Source organism: Pseudomonas sp. SH10-3B (genome assembly GCF_019891415.1).
Lineage (GTDB): Bacteria > Pseudomonadota > Gammaproteobacteria > Pseudomonadales > Pseudomonadaceae > Aquipseudomonas.
In genome coordinates this window covers 100,469-116,144 of record NZ_JAFLXD010000018.1, presented here as the reverse complement: position 1 = coordinate 116,144, position 15,676 = coordinate 100,469, and the positions used below count along the sequence as shown (strand labels likewise).

15 protein-coding genes and 1 tRNA gene are annotated in these 15,676 nt (G+C 59.5%); 13 read left to right on the top strand and 3 right to left on the bottom strand.

Annotation, left to right across the window (positions count from 1 at the left end; translation table 11 throughout):
- Positions 1-338 precede the first annotated feature (338 nt).
- The 6 genes from J1G35_RS15710 to J1G35_RS15685 all read left to right on the top strand — a co-directional run bounded on the left by J1G35_RS15710 (position 339) and on the right by J1G35_RS15685 (position 7,631).
- Positions 339-683 (top strand): FKBP-type peptidyl-prolyl cis-trans isomerase, encoded by a 345-nt coding sequence (locus J1G35_RS15710; RefSeq protein ID WP_053139857.1) that lies wholly within the window; start codon positions 339-341, stop codon positions 681-683.
- Between the two features lie 75 nt (positions 684-758).
- Entirely contained in the window at positions 759-1,352 is a 594-nt protein-coding gene (locus tag J1G35_RS15705) for a GNAT family N-acetyltransferase (RefSeq protein WP_223015390.1), read from the top strand.
- A 490-nt stretch (positions 1,353-1,842) separates the two neighbouring features.
- Positions 1,843-2,559, top strand: a complete 717-nt coding sequence (locus J1G35_RS15700; RefSeq protein WP_053139854.1) for an MgtC/SapB family protein — start codon at positions 1,843-1,845, stop codon at positions 2,557-2,559.
- A gap of 269 nt (positions 2,560-2,828) precedes the next feature.
- Positions 2,829-3,458 (top strand): response regulator transcription factor, encoded by a 630-nt coding sequence (locus J1G35_RS15695; RefSeq protein WP_053139853.1) that lies wholly within the window; start codon positions 2,829-2,831, stop codon positions 3,456-3,458.
- A gap of 1 nt (position 3,459) precedes the next feature.
- The gene (locus tag J1G35_RS15690; protein ID WP_223015389.1) at positions 3,460-7,074 is read left to right on the top strand and encodes a transporter substrate-binding domain-containing protein; all 3,615 of its coding nucleotides are present in this window, start codon (positions 3,460-3,462) and stop codon (positions 7,072-7,074) included.
- Between the two features lie 134 nt (positions 7,075-7,208).
- Positions 7,209-7,631: a chemotaxis protein CheY gene (locus J1G35_RS15685; protein WP_223015388.1), complete on the top strand. Its 423-nt coding sequence runs from the start codon at positions 7,209-7,211 to the stop codon at positions 7,629-7,631.
- Here the strand turns inward: J1G35_RS15685 and dkgB are convergent.
- Both dkgB and J1G35_RS15675 read right to left on the bottom strand, forming a co-directional pair.
- On the bottom strand, positions 7,628-8,446 hold the full coding sequence (gene dkgB, locus J1G35_RS15680) for a 2,5-didehydrogluconate reductase DkgB (protein ID WP_223015387.1): 819 nt from the start codon (positions 8,444-8,446) through the stop codon (positions 7,628-7,630). The genes J1G35_RS15685 and dkgB overlap by 4 nt on opposite strands.
- Positions 8,447-8,617: 171 nt before the next feature.
- The gene (locus tag J1G35_RS15675) at positions 8,618-9,694 is read right to left on the bottom strand and encodes a 3-deoxy-7-phosphoheptulonate synthase (RefSeq protein ID WP_223015386.1); all 1,077 of its coding nucleotides are present in this window, start codon (positions 9,692-9,694) and stop codon (positions 8,618-8,620) included.
- A 614-nt stretch (positions 9,695-10,308) separates the two neighbouring features.
- Between J1G35_RS15675 and J1G35_RS15670 the strand changes: the two genes are divergently transcribed.
- Both J1G35_RS15670 and J1G35_RS15665 read left to right on the top strand, forming a co-directional pair.
- Positions 10,309-11,058 (top strand): carbon-nitrogen hydrolase family protein, encoded by a 750-nt coding sequence (locus tag J1G35_RS15670; RefSeq protein WP_223015385.1) that lies wholly within the window; start codon positions 10,309-10,311, stop codon positions 11,056-11,058.
- Positions 11,059-11,490: a GNAT family N-acetyltransferase gene (locus J1G35_RS15665; RefSeq protein WP_053139842.1), complete on the top strand. Its 432-nt coding sequence runs from the start codon at positions 11,059-11,061 to the stop codon at positions 11,488-11,490.
- Positions 11,491-11,524: 34 nt separating this feature from the next.
- On the opposite strand, the gene J1G35_RS15660 is transcribed toward J1G35_RS15665, so the two are convergent.
- Positions 11,525-11,764, bottom strand: a complete 240-nt coding sequence (locus J1G35_RS15660) for a DNA-binding protein (RefSeq protein ID WP_053139840.1) — start codon at positions 11,762-11,764, stop codon at positions 11,525-11,527.
- Between the two features lie 81 nt (positions 11,765-11,845).
- Here J1G35_RS15660 and J1G35_RS15655 point away from each other — a divergent pair, with 81 nt between their 5' ends.
- From J1G35_RS15655 to J1G35_RS15635, 5 genes are all read left to right on the top strand, one after another.
- The gene (locus tag J1G35_RS15655) at positions 11,846-12,211 is read left to right on the top strand and encodes a helix-turn-helix transcriptional regulator (protein WP_053139838.1); all 366 of its coding nucleotides are present in this window, start codon (positions 11,846-11,848) and stop codon (positions 12,209-12,211) included.
- Positions 12,212-12,362: 151 nt separating this feature from the next.
- On the top strand, positions 12,363-13,004 hold the full coding sequence (uvrY, locus tag J1G35_RS15650) for a UvrY/SirA/GacA family response regulator transcription factor (protein ID WP_032886613.1): 642 nt from the start codon (positions 12,363-12,365) through the stop codon (positions 13,002-13,004).
- 1 nt (position 13,005) lies between these two features.
- Entirely contained in the window at positions 13,006-14,829 is a 1,824-nt protein-coding gene (uvrC, locus tag J1G35_RS15645; protein WP_053139836.1) for an excinuclease ABC subunit UvrC, read from the top strand.
- A gap of 32 nt (positions 14,830-14,861) precedes the next feature.
- Entirely contained in the window at positions 14,862-15,422 is a 561-nt protein-coding gene (gene pgsA, locus J1G35_RS15640) for a CDP-diacylglycerol--glycerol-3-phosphate 3-phosphatidyltransferase (protein WP_027603207.1), read from the top strand.
- Between the two features lie 60 nt (positions 15,423-15,482).
- Positions 15,483-15,558, top strand: a tRNA-Gly gene (locus J1G35_RS15635).
- The last annotated feature ends 118 nt before the right edge of the window (positions 15,559-15,676 follow it).

Sequence of the window (15,676 nt, the reverse complement as noted above, 5' to 3'; positions counted from 1 at the left end):
GATGAAGACGAATGCGGTGTATCAGGCAATCCTCTGCGCCTGGTTTTGGGGCTGCTGCGCACCCCAACGCGGGACAAGCCCGCTCGCCACAGAGGTACCATCACACTGGCGATGACCATCAGCTGCATGACCGAAAACACCAGCGTGGGTGAAGGACCGTCCAGTTGATCTCCCGCCGTCTGTACGGCGCAGGGCCCAGGCCCTGGGCGATGGTGATGCGGAGTGCTACGGCCGGTACTTCCACGTTGAGCATAGGGACGATCAGCGGCGTTTCTACGCTTGCCAAATCCAACCCATTCTGGGACAACACCACCCTTTGCGCATTCAACGAGCCCACCATGAGCAACGAAGAACTCCAGATCACCGACACCCGCCCAGGCACCGGCAAAGCCGTGGTCAAGGGCGCACTGATCACCACCCAGTACACCGGCACCCTGGAAGACGGCACGGTGTTCGATTCGTCTTGGGAGCGGGGCAAGCCGTTCCAGTGTGTGATCGGCACCGGGCGGGTGATCAAGGGCTGGGACCAGGGCTTGATGGGCATGCAGGTCGGCGGGGTGCGCACGTTGTTTGTGCCGGCGCACCTGGCGTATGGCGAACGGTCGATGGGTGCGCATATCAAGCCCAACAGCAATCTGCGCTTTGAGATTGAGTTGTTGGAAGTGCTGACGCGGGACGATTGATCTCGCAAAAACTTGATCCACCGCCTCGTACGTGGGGGGGCGGAGTGACGGTGGTAGTTAAGCGTGTGACAGGGGATGAGCATGGACGCTGTGCCTGGATGCTCCGTTGAGGGTGTTCGTGTGGTTGAGCTGCACGCTACTGACGCGGACGAGTTGCAGCGGTTTTTTGAACGCGCGCCGGATTACTTCATGGCTGTCAACGGCGAACCGGCTACGCCGACCGAGGCTCGCGAGGAGTTGCAGGGGCAATTGCCCACGGGGTGGACGTGCAGCCGAATGTATTGGCTGGGCTATCGCGACGCTGAGGATCAACTCGTCGCGGTGGTGAATATCGCGGCAGACTTGCTGGCGGTCGGCGTCTGGCATATCGGTCTGCTGCTGGTTGATACGCGTCTGCATGGCTCCGGTTTGGCGCAACGACTGCATGCCGACCTTGAGGCGTGGGCGGCCAAAAACGGTGCCCGCTGGTTGCGGCTGACGGTGGTGATTGGCAACACCAAGGCTGAGCGCTTCTGGCCCAAGCTTGGGTATGTACCCGTGCGCACAAGGGGCGGGATCACGATGGGAAGGCAGGTCAACAGGGTATCGATTCAGGTCAAGGCGCTGGCGGGCGGGCAGGTTGATGATTACCTGAGATTGGTGGCACGGGATCGACCCGTGGCACCGTAGCCGCAGATGTGCACAGTCCATCTGTGGGAGTTCAAGCCCCCTCCCACATTCAAGCATCGGCGGCTTCAAGATTGGGGTTCCTGAACCCACCCTGAAGAATCGTCTTGTTCATCACGCGGAAACTTTCCTACGGTTTACTCTCCTTGCATCGGCGCGTAAGCTTCGCGCGTTTTTTTCAATAGCGGAGACCCTCAGTGGGTACTTGTTCGAGTGACAGTTGTCGGCCGGTCTCGGTAACCGGCACCTACTTGGCAAGATAACGCGCATCTATTCCGATGCCGTTGTCTCGCCACACAGCGAGAAACGGCATCCCGGCAGCGGCCAGTCCTGGCCCTTGCCTGATTCCTCTCATTGACGCTGACCAGCACCCGATTCAACTCGGGATGCTACTCACGCGCCTGCCTTTTGCGGTGGGCGCGCCACGTTCGACTGTGCCTGTTCGAGGGGCGCGGTGCGGGCGGGCAGTACCTGCAGGTCATGGAGACTTTTTATGCAAGCAATCAACAACATCAACCTCAATTCCCTGATCGACACCCTGGTCAGCCTTACTGCCGCGTTTATCCTCGGTGGCCTGATCGGCTTCGAGCGCCAGTACCGCCAACGCACGGCGGGCTTGCGCACCAACGTACTGGTGGCGGTGGGCGCGGCGATTTTTGTCGACATGGCCAACCGCCTCGGCGGTGCGGAAGGCGCGGTGCGGGTGGTGGCCTATGTGGTGTCGGGCATCGGCTTTCTGGGGGCCGGTGTGATCATGCGCGAAGAAGGCAATGTGCGCGGTCTCAACACCGCCGCCACGCTCTGGGCGTCGGCGGCGGTGGGGGCGTGCGCCGGTGCCGATCTGGTCCTCGAGGCGTTGCTGGGCACGCTGTTTGTGCTGGCGGCCAATACGCTGCTGCGACCTATCGTCAATAACATCAACCGCCAACCGCTGGATGTGGTGTCAGCGGAGGTCACCAACATCCTGTATGTGATTGCCCGGCGTACCCAGCAAACCGCAGTACTGGCGTTGCTGGAAGCCGAATTGGCGCGCTGCAACTACCCAGCCAGCGATGTCGATGTGCGCCCGTTCGGCACCGAGGAAGTTGAGATCGAAGCCACATTGGCGGTGACCTCGGTCGACGGTGACGAGTTGGACGCACTGGTGGCACGAATTTCCAAGTCGACCCTGGTGGTGCAGGCCTTCTGGAGCCCCAGTACCACGGACTAGCTTCTGGAGGGCTCCGAGGAAAAGTCCTACATTTAATCGAGATTATCCCTTCATTGGAAAAAACACGTGGTTGTTAAGGTTGCGCGCTTGCGCCTATTCAGGAATCAAGGCGTGGCTTCACATGTTTACTGTAGTTTTCAAAAGGAGGGGCCTGTACTGCCTGAGGCGTTTTACAGAGTCATCAGTACCGCTTGTCGGAACTGTTACTTTTCACAGGTAGTGGGGTCTCGCGTGATATGTAAGCGTACTGATCTTCCCAGGGGAGTCTTATGAGCAACAAAGCTTTAATCGTGGATGATCACCCTTTTATACGCGCCACCGTCAAGTATCTGTTGAAGCAGGAAGGCTTCGATACCATCTTTGAAGCGGGTAACGGTGCCGACGCCATGCAGATTGCTCGCGAAGAACGCCCGGACCTGATCATTCTCGACCTGGCGATGCCTAAACTCGGTGGGTTGGAGGTGATCAGCCGGATCAAGGCGCTGGAGTTGCCCTGCAGGATCCTGGTACTGACCTCGTATCTGGCGGTGTTTTTTTCCACTCGCTGCATGCGCGCCGGAGCGATGGGGTTTGTCGCCAAGACCGGTGAACTCGATGAACTGCAAAAGGCGATCAGGGCGATCCGGTCTGGTTACAGTTGCTTTCCCAGCCTGCCCACCAGTTCGGTGCGTCGCGACGACCTGCAGTCGACCGAGCAGGAGTTGGTGGAGGCGTTGTCTGATCGCGAATTGACCGTGCTGCAAAAGCTGGCCCTGGGTCTGGGCAACAAGGATATTGCCGAGGACATGCTGTTGAGCCACAAGACCATCAGTACCTACAAGACGCGACTCAAGGAGAAGTTGCGTATGTCGTCGGTGGTACATCTGTCCAAGTTCGCCCAACGCAATCATCTGATCTGAAATGATCACCCCCCGGCTGGTGAAACGCGCGGCCATCCTGCTGATGGGGCTGTTGCCCTGGGCGGCGATGGCCTTGGAGGAACCGAACAAGCTGAGGCTGCTGGGCCACTCCACCCTTGTGGACCCGTCGGTGGTATTGGACGAAGCCGACTGGCGCTGGCTGCGCGAGCGCCGCACGCTGTCGATGGGGGTGTCGGCTCCCGACTATGCGCCCTTTGACCTGAGCAACAGCGACGAGCTTGAAGGTATCACGGCCGATTTTGCGACGCTGGTCGCCCAGGCGCTGAATATCACCATCGACGTGAAGCGGTACGACACCCGCGATGAGGTAATCGAAGCCCTCAAGGCCGGTGCGGTGGACTTTGTGGGGTCTGCCAATGGGTTTGAGGCGGCCGATCCGGAGCTGGTGCTGTCCCGTTCCTACGCCAATGACCAACCCGCGTTGGTAACGCGCGCCGGGGAGAACCAGGCGTTGAAGGCTGACCTTGCGGGCAAGCGCCTGGCGATGCTCTACCACTACATGCAGCCCAAGGCCGTCGAGGCCTTTTACCCCGATGCGCAATTGCACTTGTTTGCCTCGACCTTCGAAGCCATTGGAGCCGTGGCGTTCGGCCAGGCGGATGTGTACCTGGGGGACGCCATCAGCACCCGCTACCTGATCAACAAGAATCACCTTAATAACGTGCGTATGGCGGACTTTTCCGCATTGGAGGTCAACCCTTTCGGGTTCGCCTTCGCCAAGGACAATACCCGCCTGTTGGGCATCGTCAACGCCGCGCTGGCTGCCGTACCCGCCAACCAGCAGATGGAAATCCTGCGCCGTTGGAGTGCCGGCGGCAGCGGTTTCCTGGAGGCCGAGCAACTGCGCTTGAGCGAAAGTGAACAGCGCTGGCTGGAGAAACACCCACGGGTGAAAGTGGCGGTGCTCGACAAATTCGTGCCGTTGTCTTTTTTCAACGAACAAGAGCAATTCGAAGGGCTTAGCTCCGAGGTGCTGTCACGCATCAGTTTGCGCACTGGCTTGAAGTTTGATGTGGAGCGGGGCAGTTCGCTGCCTCGGCAAGTTGAACAGGCCAGCGTCGGCCGGGTGGACATGCTGGCGGTCGTCACCCCGAGTGTCGAGCGGTCCGAAAAAATCCGCTTTACCCGACCCTATCTGTCCAGTCCCTATGTACTGGTGGTGCGTAGCGATGACGAGCATCTGGTGACCCTGGAAGATATGCCCGGCAAACGCCTGGCGATTATTCGCGGCAGCAGCCTGATCGCGCAAATCAGCCGGGACTACCCAAGCATCGAGTTTGTCGACGTGGAGAACCCGGAGCAGGCCATGGAATTGGTGGTCAAGGGCAGTGCCGATGCGACCGCGGTTTCACTGATCAGCGCGCGCTATATGATCGCCCGCAATTACCGCAAGCGCCTGCGCATCACCAGTACCGTCGGGAATGAGCCTGCACGCATTGCCTTTGGGGTCAATCGCAGCCAACTGGAGTTGTACTCGATCCTCGACAAGGCGTTGTTGAGCATTACCCCTGAAGAAATGGACGAGCTGACCAACCATTGGCGCAGCGAGATCATCATCGAAGACAATTATTGGATACGTCACCGCAACATCATCATCCAGGGGTTTGGCTTGGCCGCGCTGCTGCTGCTGGTCACCCTGGGATGGGTGTTCTATCTGCGTAGCCTGATTCGCAAGCGCACCCAGGCCGAGCGTGCCTTGAGCGACCAGATGCGGTTCATGAGTGTGCTGATCGATGGCACGCCGCACCCGATCTATGTGCGCGATCGCCTGGGGCGCTTGATGGCGTGCAATAACGCTTATCTGGATGTGTTCGGCTTCAAGTTGGAAGACGTCATCGGCAAGACCGTGGTGGAAACCGACACGGGTAACCCACCCCAGGCCCAGTCGTTCCATGCCGATTATTTGCGTTTGATGGAGTTGGGTGAGCCGCAGGTACATGACCGGGTGCTCAAGGTGCCCGGCGGCGAGGTGTTGACGATCTACCAATGGATGCTCCCCTACCGTGACAGCAATGGCAGCGTCGTCGGCATGATCGCCGGCTGGGTGGATGTCAGCGAGCGCCAGCGCTTGCTGGGGCAGTTGCAGGAAGCCAAGGAGGAGGCCGACGCCGCAAACCGTGCCAAGACTACCTTCCTGGCGACCATGAGCCATGAGATCCGTACCCCCATGAATGCGGTGATCGGCATGATCGAGCTGGCCCTGAAAAATGCCGAGCGGGGCTTGGCTGACCGCGATGCGCTGGAGGTCGCGTCGGTGGCGTCACGGAGCATGCTGGAATTGATCGGCGATATTCTCGACATTGCGCGAATTGAGTCCGGGCACCTGTCCTTGAGCCTGGAGCCAGCCAATCTGCACGAACTGCTGGCCTCAGTGGCGCGGGTGTTCGAGGGGCTTGCGCGGGACAAGGGCCTGGTGCTGCAGGTGGAACTCGACCCGCTGATCGACCGGCCGGTGCTGGTCGACCCGCTGCGCTTCAAGCAAGTGGTGTCCAATGTGCTGGGTAACGCGATCAAGTTCACCGCCTCCGGCCAGGTGCGCCTGGGCGCCCACTGTGCTGCGGGTCGGGTCGACGATCAGTTGAACCTGCGGTTGTGGGTGGAGGACACGGGCATTGGCATCAGCGCCGAAGATCAGCAGCGCTTGTTCAACCCCTTTATCCAGGGCAGCAATAACGAACAACCGGCGCGAAGCGGGTCGGGCCTGGGGTTGGTGATCAGTCGTAACCTGTGCGAGATGATGGGCGGTCAATTGCATTTGAGCAGTGTGCTGGGCAAGGGTACGCGGGTGGATGTGATCTTGGCGCTGGCGCTGACCACAGCCGTACCGGTCAGTGCACCGGTGCCGCACACTCCGCCGGCACACGGGTTGAACATTCTGGTGGTGGATGACTACCCGGCCAACCGTCTGTTGCTGAGTAGACAACTGAGTTTTCTCGGGCATCGCATCATCTTGGCCGCGGACGGCGCCCAAGGATTTTCGCTGTGGCAGGCCGGACATTTCGATGGCGTGATCACCGATTGCAATATGCCCTTCAAAGACGGTTACGCGTTGGCGCGTGATATTCGCGCACAAGAGCACCAACTGGGGCTGACGCCATGCCTGATCCTCGGGTTCACCGCCAATGCCTTGCCACAGGAAGCCGAACGCTGCCGGCAAGCAGGCATGGACGGTTGCCTGTTCAAGCCGACCGGGTTGGAGGACCTGCGCTTGGCCTTGGCCTCACGAACCGCCAGCGTTGTGGCGGATGAGGTTGGACTGGCGTTTGACTTGAGCCCGCTGATCACGCTGACGCAAGGTGATAACGACGCGCTCAAGGAGCTGCTGACACCGTTGCTCGGTAGCCTAAGGGAGGACTATGCGCTGTTGTCGCCGCTGAAATCCCAGGTGGACTTTGCCAGGCTCCATGACTTGGCTCATCGCGTCAAAGGGGGCGCGCGCATGGTCAAGGCCCAGGCGTTGATCACCTGTTGCGAGACCTTGGAACGCGTGTGTGAGCGGCGGGACAGCGATGCATTGGGCGCTGCGGTAGATGCGTTAGAAGTGGTCATCGAACAGTTGCATCAGAGCATGGGGCGGTACAGCAATCAGGTTTGACGGTGGAATGTGGTCATTCGGTTGATTTGGGAGAACTCCTACATGAAGGGGGAACATGCCTGATTTTGTCTTCGGGATATGTCTGGAAAATGGGCCTCGCTCACTGACGAGCGCTGACTGCCCAGGGGTTTGCCATGCCGAACAAAGCACTGACCATCCTGATTGCTGATGAACAACACCTGCAACGGTTGTACATCGAAAAAATGCTCAATCAGTTGGGGTATCACCGGATCGTTCCGGTACAAACCTTCGAAGAAGTCCAGATACTCACGGCCATCCCGGCCGAACCCTTCGACGTGCTGATCATCAATGCAGGGCTCACGGCCCATGCCTGCGGGCCCCAGCCCCAGGTGCGCCATGTACTGGTCTACGACCACCTGGATTTGGGCGCGCCCCCGGGTGTAGCGCCGGCGGTGCTGGTGCGGCTGCCCGGTGTGCCGGACAACGTCAATCTCGAACACTTCATGGACATTATCGACCCACCCGAGGCCACTGCCGGCCTGCGGGTGTTGCCGTGGCTGCGCGAATTATCCCGCGCACGGGCGGCCCGGGTTTAGTCCCACTTCGGCGCGATGCCCTTGGGGCTGGTCAGGCGGTGGCCCCGTTCCAGCCCGGCAATGTGCGCCATATCAGCAGCGCTCAGGGTCAGTTGCAGGGCCTTGAGGTTGCTTTGCAGGTTGGCACGCTGGGTTGACGATGGGATGACCGCATAACCCAATTGCATGGCCCAAGCCAGCGTCACTTGCGCCGGGGTGGCCTGATGACGCTCGGCGATCTGCTGGATCACCGGGTCCTTGAGCACTTCACCGTAGGCCAGGGTCATGTACGAGGTGATCTGGATACCGTTGGCGGTTGCGAAATCCACAACGCGCTGGTTTTGCAGGTAGGGGTGCAGTTCGATCTGGTTGGTGGCGATGTTCTCGGCACCCACGGCTGCGATGGCCTGCTTCATCAGGTCGATGGTGAAATTGGAAATACCGATCTGGCGTGTCAGTCCCAACTGCTTGGCTTCCAGCAACTGCCCCATGAACTCGGCCACAGGCACCTGGTCTTGTGGCGACGGCCAGTGGATCAGGGTCAGGTCCAGGTAATCGGTCTTGAGCTTGCGCAGGCTTTCCTTGAGGCTCGGGATCAGTTGGCCTTCAGCAAAGTTGGCGATCCAGATCTTGCTGGTGATAAACAGCTCATCCCGTGGGATACCGCTGTCGGCGATGGCCTGGCCGACGTCCGCTTCATTCTCGTAGATCTGCGCGGTGTCGATAACGCGGTAGCCCAGTTCCAGGCCAGTGCTGACGGAATTGATCACCACCTGGCCTTGCAGGCGAAAGGTGCCAAGGCCGAAGGCGGGGACTTTTTGCGCGAGGGTAGACATCAGTAACTCCAATAGGACTGTAGACAATGGCGTTGAGTATCCCCTCGTCGTTCCTTTGGAAACACCGTCGAATCCGAAAAGGACTCTTGACTGCAGGTCACGAATGGCACGAGTGCCGGACTGTGTCATAGGGCGCTGTACCCGTTGTAGCAGCGCCTTGATCGATCAGCCTTAAGCGCGCAGGCGTTCGGCAGCCGTGCGCAATGATTGCTCGGTGGTGGTCCAGCCCAGGCAGCCATCGGTCACCGACACGCCGTATTTCATCGACGCGCTCAACGGTTGGCAGCCTTCGAACAGGTGGCTTTCGAGCATCATGCCGATCAGCGAGGTGTCACCCTGCAAGCGTTGCTCCAGTACGTCGTTGAACACGGCCGGTTGGCGCAGCGGGTCCTTGCCGCTGTTGGCATGGCTGCAGTCGACCATTATCCGAGGGGTGACCTTGGACTTGGCCAGATCGTGTTTGACCCGCGCCACGCTCTGCGCATCGTAGTTCGGGCCCCGGTGACCGCCACGCAATACCAGGTGGGTGTCGGGGTTGCCTGGGGTCTGGATGATTGCCGGATGACCTTGGCTGTCGACGCCGAAGTGGCGGTGCGGGTGGGACGCCGAGCGCATGGCGTCACAAGCAATCGCGACGCCGCCATCGGTGCCGTTCTTGAAGCCCACGGGCATGCCCAGGCCGCTGGCCATTTCGCGGTGGATCTGCGACTCCGTGGTGCGCGCACCGATCGCCACCCAACTGAGCAGGTCATCGAAGTAGCCGGCGGCCATGGGTTGCAGCAGCTCGGTGGCGACTGGCAGGCCCAGGCGCAGCATTTCGCGCATCAGCTCGCGGGACAGGCTCAGGCCGGCGGCCATGTCATCGCTGCCATCCAGGTGAGGGTCGTAGGCCAGGCCTTTCCAGCCGACAGTCGTACGTGGTTTTTCGACGTAGGCGCGGATGACCAGCAGCATCTGGTCGCTGACGTCGAGGGCCAGCTTCTTCAGGTTGCGGGCGTATTCCATGGCCGATTCCGGGTCGTGGATCGAGCACGGTCCGACAATCACCAGCAAGCGTGAATCTTCGCCATTGAGGATGGCGCGCACGGCTTGGCGATGGGTGTGGATCTGTTCGGTCAGGAACGGGCTGAGGGGCAACTGGTGCTTGAGCTCAAGCGAGCTGGGCAGACGCTGGGTCAGCGCTTCATTGGCGCTGGTCAGGGTGCTGTTCAAGGCAGAGAGGGGCAGGGCGGCGACGGAGGAGTTCATATTCAAGGCTTCCTGGGCAAGCGGCGGGCTGTTCCCGCGCGCTTGGCCTACTGGGGTGTTCGACAATTGGCCGTTTCGGCTACGTGTGTTGGCTTGCCACCAAGAGGTGACCGATCGGAGGCGGCAGGCTGTCCCGAACGGAGCTGGCTAAATCGCCATGCAGTGCAAATGTCGTAGCGGTAATAAGTGGCGTAGTTCATGTCGTGATTCCTTTAAGTGTTCTTGCGAAATTTATGAGGGCCTGAAAAAACAAAACCCCCGGTCGGGGGGCCGACCGGGGGTTAAATTTCTCTGGTAGGCGACCCCTTGAGTAGTGGGCGCCGATTTCAGGTATCAGGCGCGCCAGTGGCTAAACCAATACCCAAAATAAAAGCTGACCAGTGTGCTCGAACCGTTCACACGGGTAGCCGACACCGAGCGCTGGGCGCTGGCAGCAGGGCAAACCTGAGGGTGGGTGAGTTGCAACATGGTGTGTCTCCAAATGATGGGGGGAGCTTACTAGAGGCACGCAGGCAGATTCAATCAGTAATTTCTATTGCGGTGGGGTACTTACGGCTATGGGGTGAGTGCCGATATGCTGGTTGCACTTTGCTACTGATTGCTTGGACGCGACCATGACTGCCTTCACCCTTGCTGCGGCTCAATCCATTTCTATCGCGGGCGATGTCCCTGCCAATATCGAACGGCACCTCGCATTTATGCGTGTGGCGGCGCAACAGGGTGTGCAATTACTGGTGTTCCCCGAATTGTCGTTGACGGGGTATGAGTCATCGCTGGCCGCTGAATTGGCGATTGCGCCAGAAGACAAGATGCTGGCGCCCTTGCGCGAGATGGCGCGAGAACTGCGAATGACAGCGGTGGTGGGGATGCCGATCCGACTCACCCCCCAGGCGGGTGTGTTGATCGGTGCGCTGGTGCTGGGTGCGGATGGCTCACTGGCGGTCTACACCAAGCAGCATTTGCATGCCGGCGAGGAGGTAGCATTCGTCGCGGGGCAGGGCGGTGCGGCCCTTGAGTGGGGAGATGACCGGATTGCACTGGCGGTGTGTGCCGATTTTTCCCACGCCAGTCATCCCCGTGCTGCGGCGCAAGCGGGCGCTACGGTGTATGCCGCCGGGGTGCTGATCAGTGAGGGCGGTTACGCCACGGACAGTGCGTTGCTCCAAGGCTACGCCGCTGAACATGGCCTGCTGGTGCTGATGGCCAATCATGGTGGCCCTTCGGGCGGTTGGACTTGCGCTGGCCGCAGTGCGATCTGGGCCGCCGATGGCAGTCTGCTTGCCGCTGTACCTGGCGTGGGCGATGCGTTGCTGATTGCCCGTCGCGAGGGTGGGCGTTGGGCTGGCCAAGTGATGGCTGTCTAAATGGCATTTCACCTACGCGCGGCGACGGACCAGGACCTGCCATTTGCGCGCAAGTTGACACACGAGGCCATGGCTCGCTACTACGTGCAGTACGGGTTGTGGTGGTCTAACGAGGGCTTCGATACTGCCTGGGCCGGTCGGGAAAACTGGCTGATTTGCCGCGACGACAGGGTCTTGGGTTTTATCAGTCTGAGTCGCGACAGCCGGGCTCTTTATATTCGCGAGTTGCATATGCTTGAGGCGTATCGCGGATTGGGCGCGGGTAGCTGGGTGCTGGAACAGATGGCGCTGAAGGCGCAAGCGTTGGGACTGTTGCGTTTGACCGTATTCAAGACTAACCCGGCCAGAAGGCTCTATCAGCGCATGGGGCTCAGCATTGTTGGTGAGGAAGACTGCTTCTGGCGAATGGAGCGTGTTTGTCGCTCAAGCTAAACAGGCATCACGTTCTTATAAGCGCATACTGGTTTCAGGAGCCTATCTCCTGATCCGTGTTCAGGCCTTTCGCCTCAGCAAGGATGATCCCTTCTTTCATGCCCAAAAGGACCGCTACCTTATGGGCCTCCCCACGCCGTCCCTTTTTGCGCCCAGCGAGCACTTGATAGGTGGTCGCCGGATCAACGCCGTGTTCGCGGGCGAACGCTTGAACTGACTTGCCTTGATGTTCCAGCCAGGCCTTGGCTTGTGCAGCGGTACGGATTCCGGGCATAGTTCAAAACCGTTCAAGTTTGTTTAATAAGAGATGAGTGTGTCACCTCTTGGGGTGTGCCAAATAGGATCATACATCCAAATGAGTGGAATCGGTTCGCGTTTACGGCAAGAAAGGGAGCGACTTGGCCTGTCGCAAAAAGTATTTGGTGAGATCGGAGGCGTTGAAGCCAACGCGCAAGGTAAATATGAAAGTGGAGGACGTGCGCCTAAAGCAGATTACTTGTCTCGTGTCGCCGAAAAAGGTGTAGATGTGTTGTACGTATTGACCGGCGCAGCCACGCCGATTCAACTGGAAAACCTGAGCCAGATCGAAGAAAAAGTCCTCGGGGACTACCGTGCAATGTTCAAGGAAGACCAGGCTGCAATCCGACGCCTGACCTCAACGTTAGCCGAGCATTCGGTTGCGATGAATGGAAAAGCCAAGCCACAGCCCCAGGATTCCTGACGCTTTGCCCAGCAAATTGGGCCATCCGCCGCCCGGCGGGTGGCTGTCGCTTAGTCAATCTCTCTATATATGACGCGTGCAATTAGGTCTGCGCCTCGGTTTTTTGCTAAGGTGTTCAGCAACCTATAAGACCATTTCGCGAGGTGTCTGCTTGATTAGGGTGCTAGTAGTCGATGACCATGATCTCGTTCGTACAGGCATTACACGAATGCTGGCTGACATCGATGGCCTGCAAGTAGTCGGTCAGGCCGAGTCAGGAGAGGAATCCCTGATCAAGGCCCGGGAGTTGAAACCCGATGTGGTGTTGATGGACGTCAAGATGCCTGGGATCGGCGGTCTTGGCGCGACGACCAAATTGCTGCGCAGCCATCCGGACATCAAAGTCGTGGTGGTGACCGTGTGCGAGGAAGACCCGTTTCCGACACGTCTGCTGCAGGCAGGGGCTGCGGGGTACCTCACTAAGGGGGCTGGCCTGGCGGAAATGGTTCAAGCCATTCGCCTGGTGTTTGCCGGCCAGCGATACATCAGCCCGCAGATTGCCCAGCAATTGGCCATCAAATCCTTCCAGCCAGTCAGTGACTCGCCGTTTGATGCCCTGTCTGAGCGGGAAATCCAGATCGCCTTGATGATTGTCGGTTGCCAGAAGGTGCAGACGATCTCCGACAAGCTGTGCCTGTCACCCAAGACCGTCAACACCTACCGCTATCGTATTTTCGAGAAGCTCGCCATCAGCAGTGATGTTGAATTGACCCTGCTCGCGGTGCGCCACGGCATGGTGGACGCCAGCGCCTGACATGAGCACACCGTTTGATCCGAGTGCCTTTCTCTCGACCTGCAGTGGCCGCCCTGGCGTGTACCGCATGTTCGACAGCGAGGCACGCCTGCTTTATGTCGGTAAAGCCAAAAACCTGAAGAGCCGTCTGGCGAGCTACTTTCGCAAGACCGGTCTCGCGCCGAAAACCGCCGCGCTGGTGGGGCGCATTGCCCAGGTCGAAACCACCATCACCGCCAATGAAACCGAAGCGCTGCTGCTTGAGCAGACGCTGATCAAGGAATGGCGGCCGCCCTACAACATTCTGCTGCGTGACGATAAATCCTATCCCTATGTGTTCTTATCCGACGGCAACTTCCCACGCCTGAGCATTCACCGTGGGGCAAAGAAGGCGAAGGGCAAGTACTTCGGTCCTTATCCCAGCGCCGGGGCCATTCGGGAAAGCCTGAGCCTGCTGCAAAAAACCTTTTTTGTGCGCCAGTGCGAAGACAGTTTCTACAAGAACCGCACACGGCCTTGCCTGCAGTATCAGATCAAACGCTGCAAGGCGCCTTGCGTGGGCTTGGTTGAGCCGGCGGAGTACGCCGAGGATGTGCGCCATTCGGTGATGTTCCTAGAAGGACGCAGCAATGCGCTCACCGATGAGCTCTCTGCAGCCATGGAGCAGGCTGCCAGCACCCTGGATTTTGAGCGGGCCGCCGAGCTACGCGACCAGATTTCGCTGCTGCGCCGTGTTCAGGACCAGCAAAGCATGGAAGGCGGCACTGGCGACGTCGATGTGATCGCGGCCTTCGTCAACCCAGGTGGTGCCTGTGTGCACCTGATCAGCGTGCGCGGTGGGCGGGTGCTGGGCAGCAAGAACTTCTTTCCGCAGACCGGTATTGATGAGGAAGTCGCCGAAGTCATGGCCGCTTTCCTGGGCCAGTACTACGTGAGCAGCCCCGAGCGCGACCTGCCGTCGGAGCTGATCGTCAACGTGGTGCACGAAGACTTCCCCACGTTGATCGAAGCGATCCACGAATTGCGCGGTCGCGAGCTGGACATCAGCCACCGCGTACGCGGCACCCGCGCACGCTGGCAGCAACTGGCGGTGACCAACGCCGAACAGGCCCTGAGCGCGCGCCTGGCTAACCGCCAGCACGTCGCCGCACGCTTTGACGCCCTGGCCGAAGTCCTTAACCTGGAAGAGCCGCCCCAGCGCCTGGAGTGCTACGACATCAGCCATTCCAGCGGCGAGGCCACGGTGGCCTCCTGCGTGGTGTTCGGGCCAGAAGGGCCGATCAAGTCCGATTATCGGCGCTACAACATCGAAGGCGTCACCGCGGGCGATGACTATGCCGCCATGCACCAGGCCCTCACGCGGCGCTTCAGCAAGTTGAAGGATGGGGAGGGCAAGTTGCCGGACATTCTCTTGGTCGACGGCGGCAAGGGCCAGCTGTCCATGGCCCGGGATGTGCTCAACGAGCTGGCGGTGCCTGACCTGATCCTGCTTGGCGTGGCCAAGGGCGCCACGCGCAAGGCCGGCTTCGAGACGTTGTACTTGAATGATGCCGCCCATGAGTTCACTTTGAAGGGCGACTCACCCGCGCTGCATTTGATCCAGCAGATTCGTGACGAAGCCCACCGTTTCGCCATTACCGGCCACCGCGCCCGCCGTGGTAAAACCCGGCGAACCTCAACCCTGGAAGGGGTGGCAGGGGTCGGTCCGACGCGACGTCGCGACTTGCTTAAACATTTTGGTGGCTTGCAGGAGCTGTCCCGTGCCAGCATTGACGAGATAGCCAAAGCACCGGGTATCAGTAAAAAGCTCGCTGAGTTGATTTATGCAAGCCTGCACAGCGAATAGAATGCCTTTCCACCTCGTAGCCAGTTGTGCCGATGAATATCCCTAATCTGATTACCGTTCTACGCGTCCTGCTTATCCCGATTTTCATTTTGTTGTTCTATTTACCGTACGAATGGAGTTATTTGGCCTCCAGTTCAGTGTTTGCCTTCGCGGCCGCCACCGACTGGCTCGACGGCTACCTGGCTCGTCGCCTGGAACAGAGCACGCCCTTCGGCGCGTTCCTAGACCCCGTGGCTGACAAACTGATGGTGGCCGTGGCCCTGGTTTTGCTGGTGCAGGAACATGGCAACCTGTGGCTGACCCTGCCGGCAGCGGTGATCATCGGTCGCGAGATCGTCGTCTCGGCCCTGCGCGAATGGATGGCCGAAATCGGCGCCCGTGCCCACGTGGCCGTGTCTAACATGGGTAAATGGAAGACCGCCGCGCAAATGCTTGCGCTGGTCATCCTGCTGGCCAACCCATCGGACTTCTCGTTCTGGGTCCTCACTGGCTACGCCTTGCTGCTGATCGCCGCAGGCCTGACCCTGTGGTCGATGCTCCAATATCTGCGCGCCGCCTGGCCGCATCTGCGCACCACCGTTGAAAAGAAATAAAACTTTTTTGAATCAAGGGGTTGACGGGTGCTGAGGATTCTATAGAATGCGCATCACCAAGCGGGAATAGCTCAGTTGGTAGAGCACGACCTTGCCAAGGTCGGGGTCGCGAGTTCGAGTCTCGTTTCCCGCTCCAAGATTCAGAAAAAGCCACTCAGATGAGTGGCTTTTTTTTGTGCCTGAGAAATACCCGCACTCATTTCGATAGGATGCTTTTGGCTAAAAACGGACCCTGTCTTGGACGTTCAGTTTCC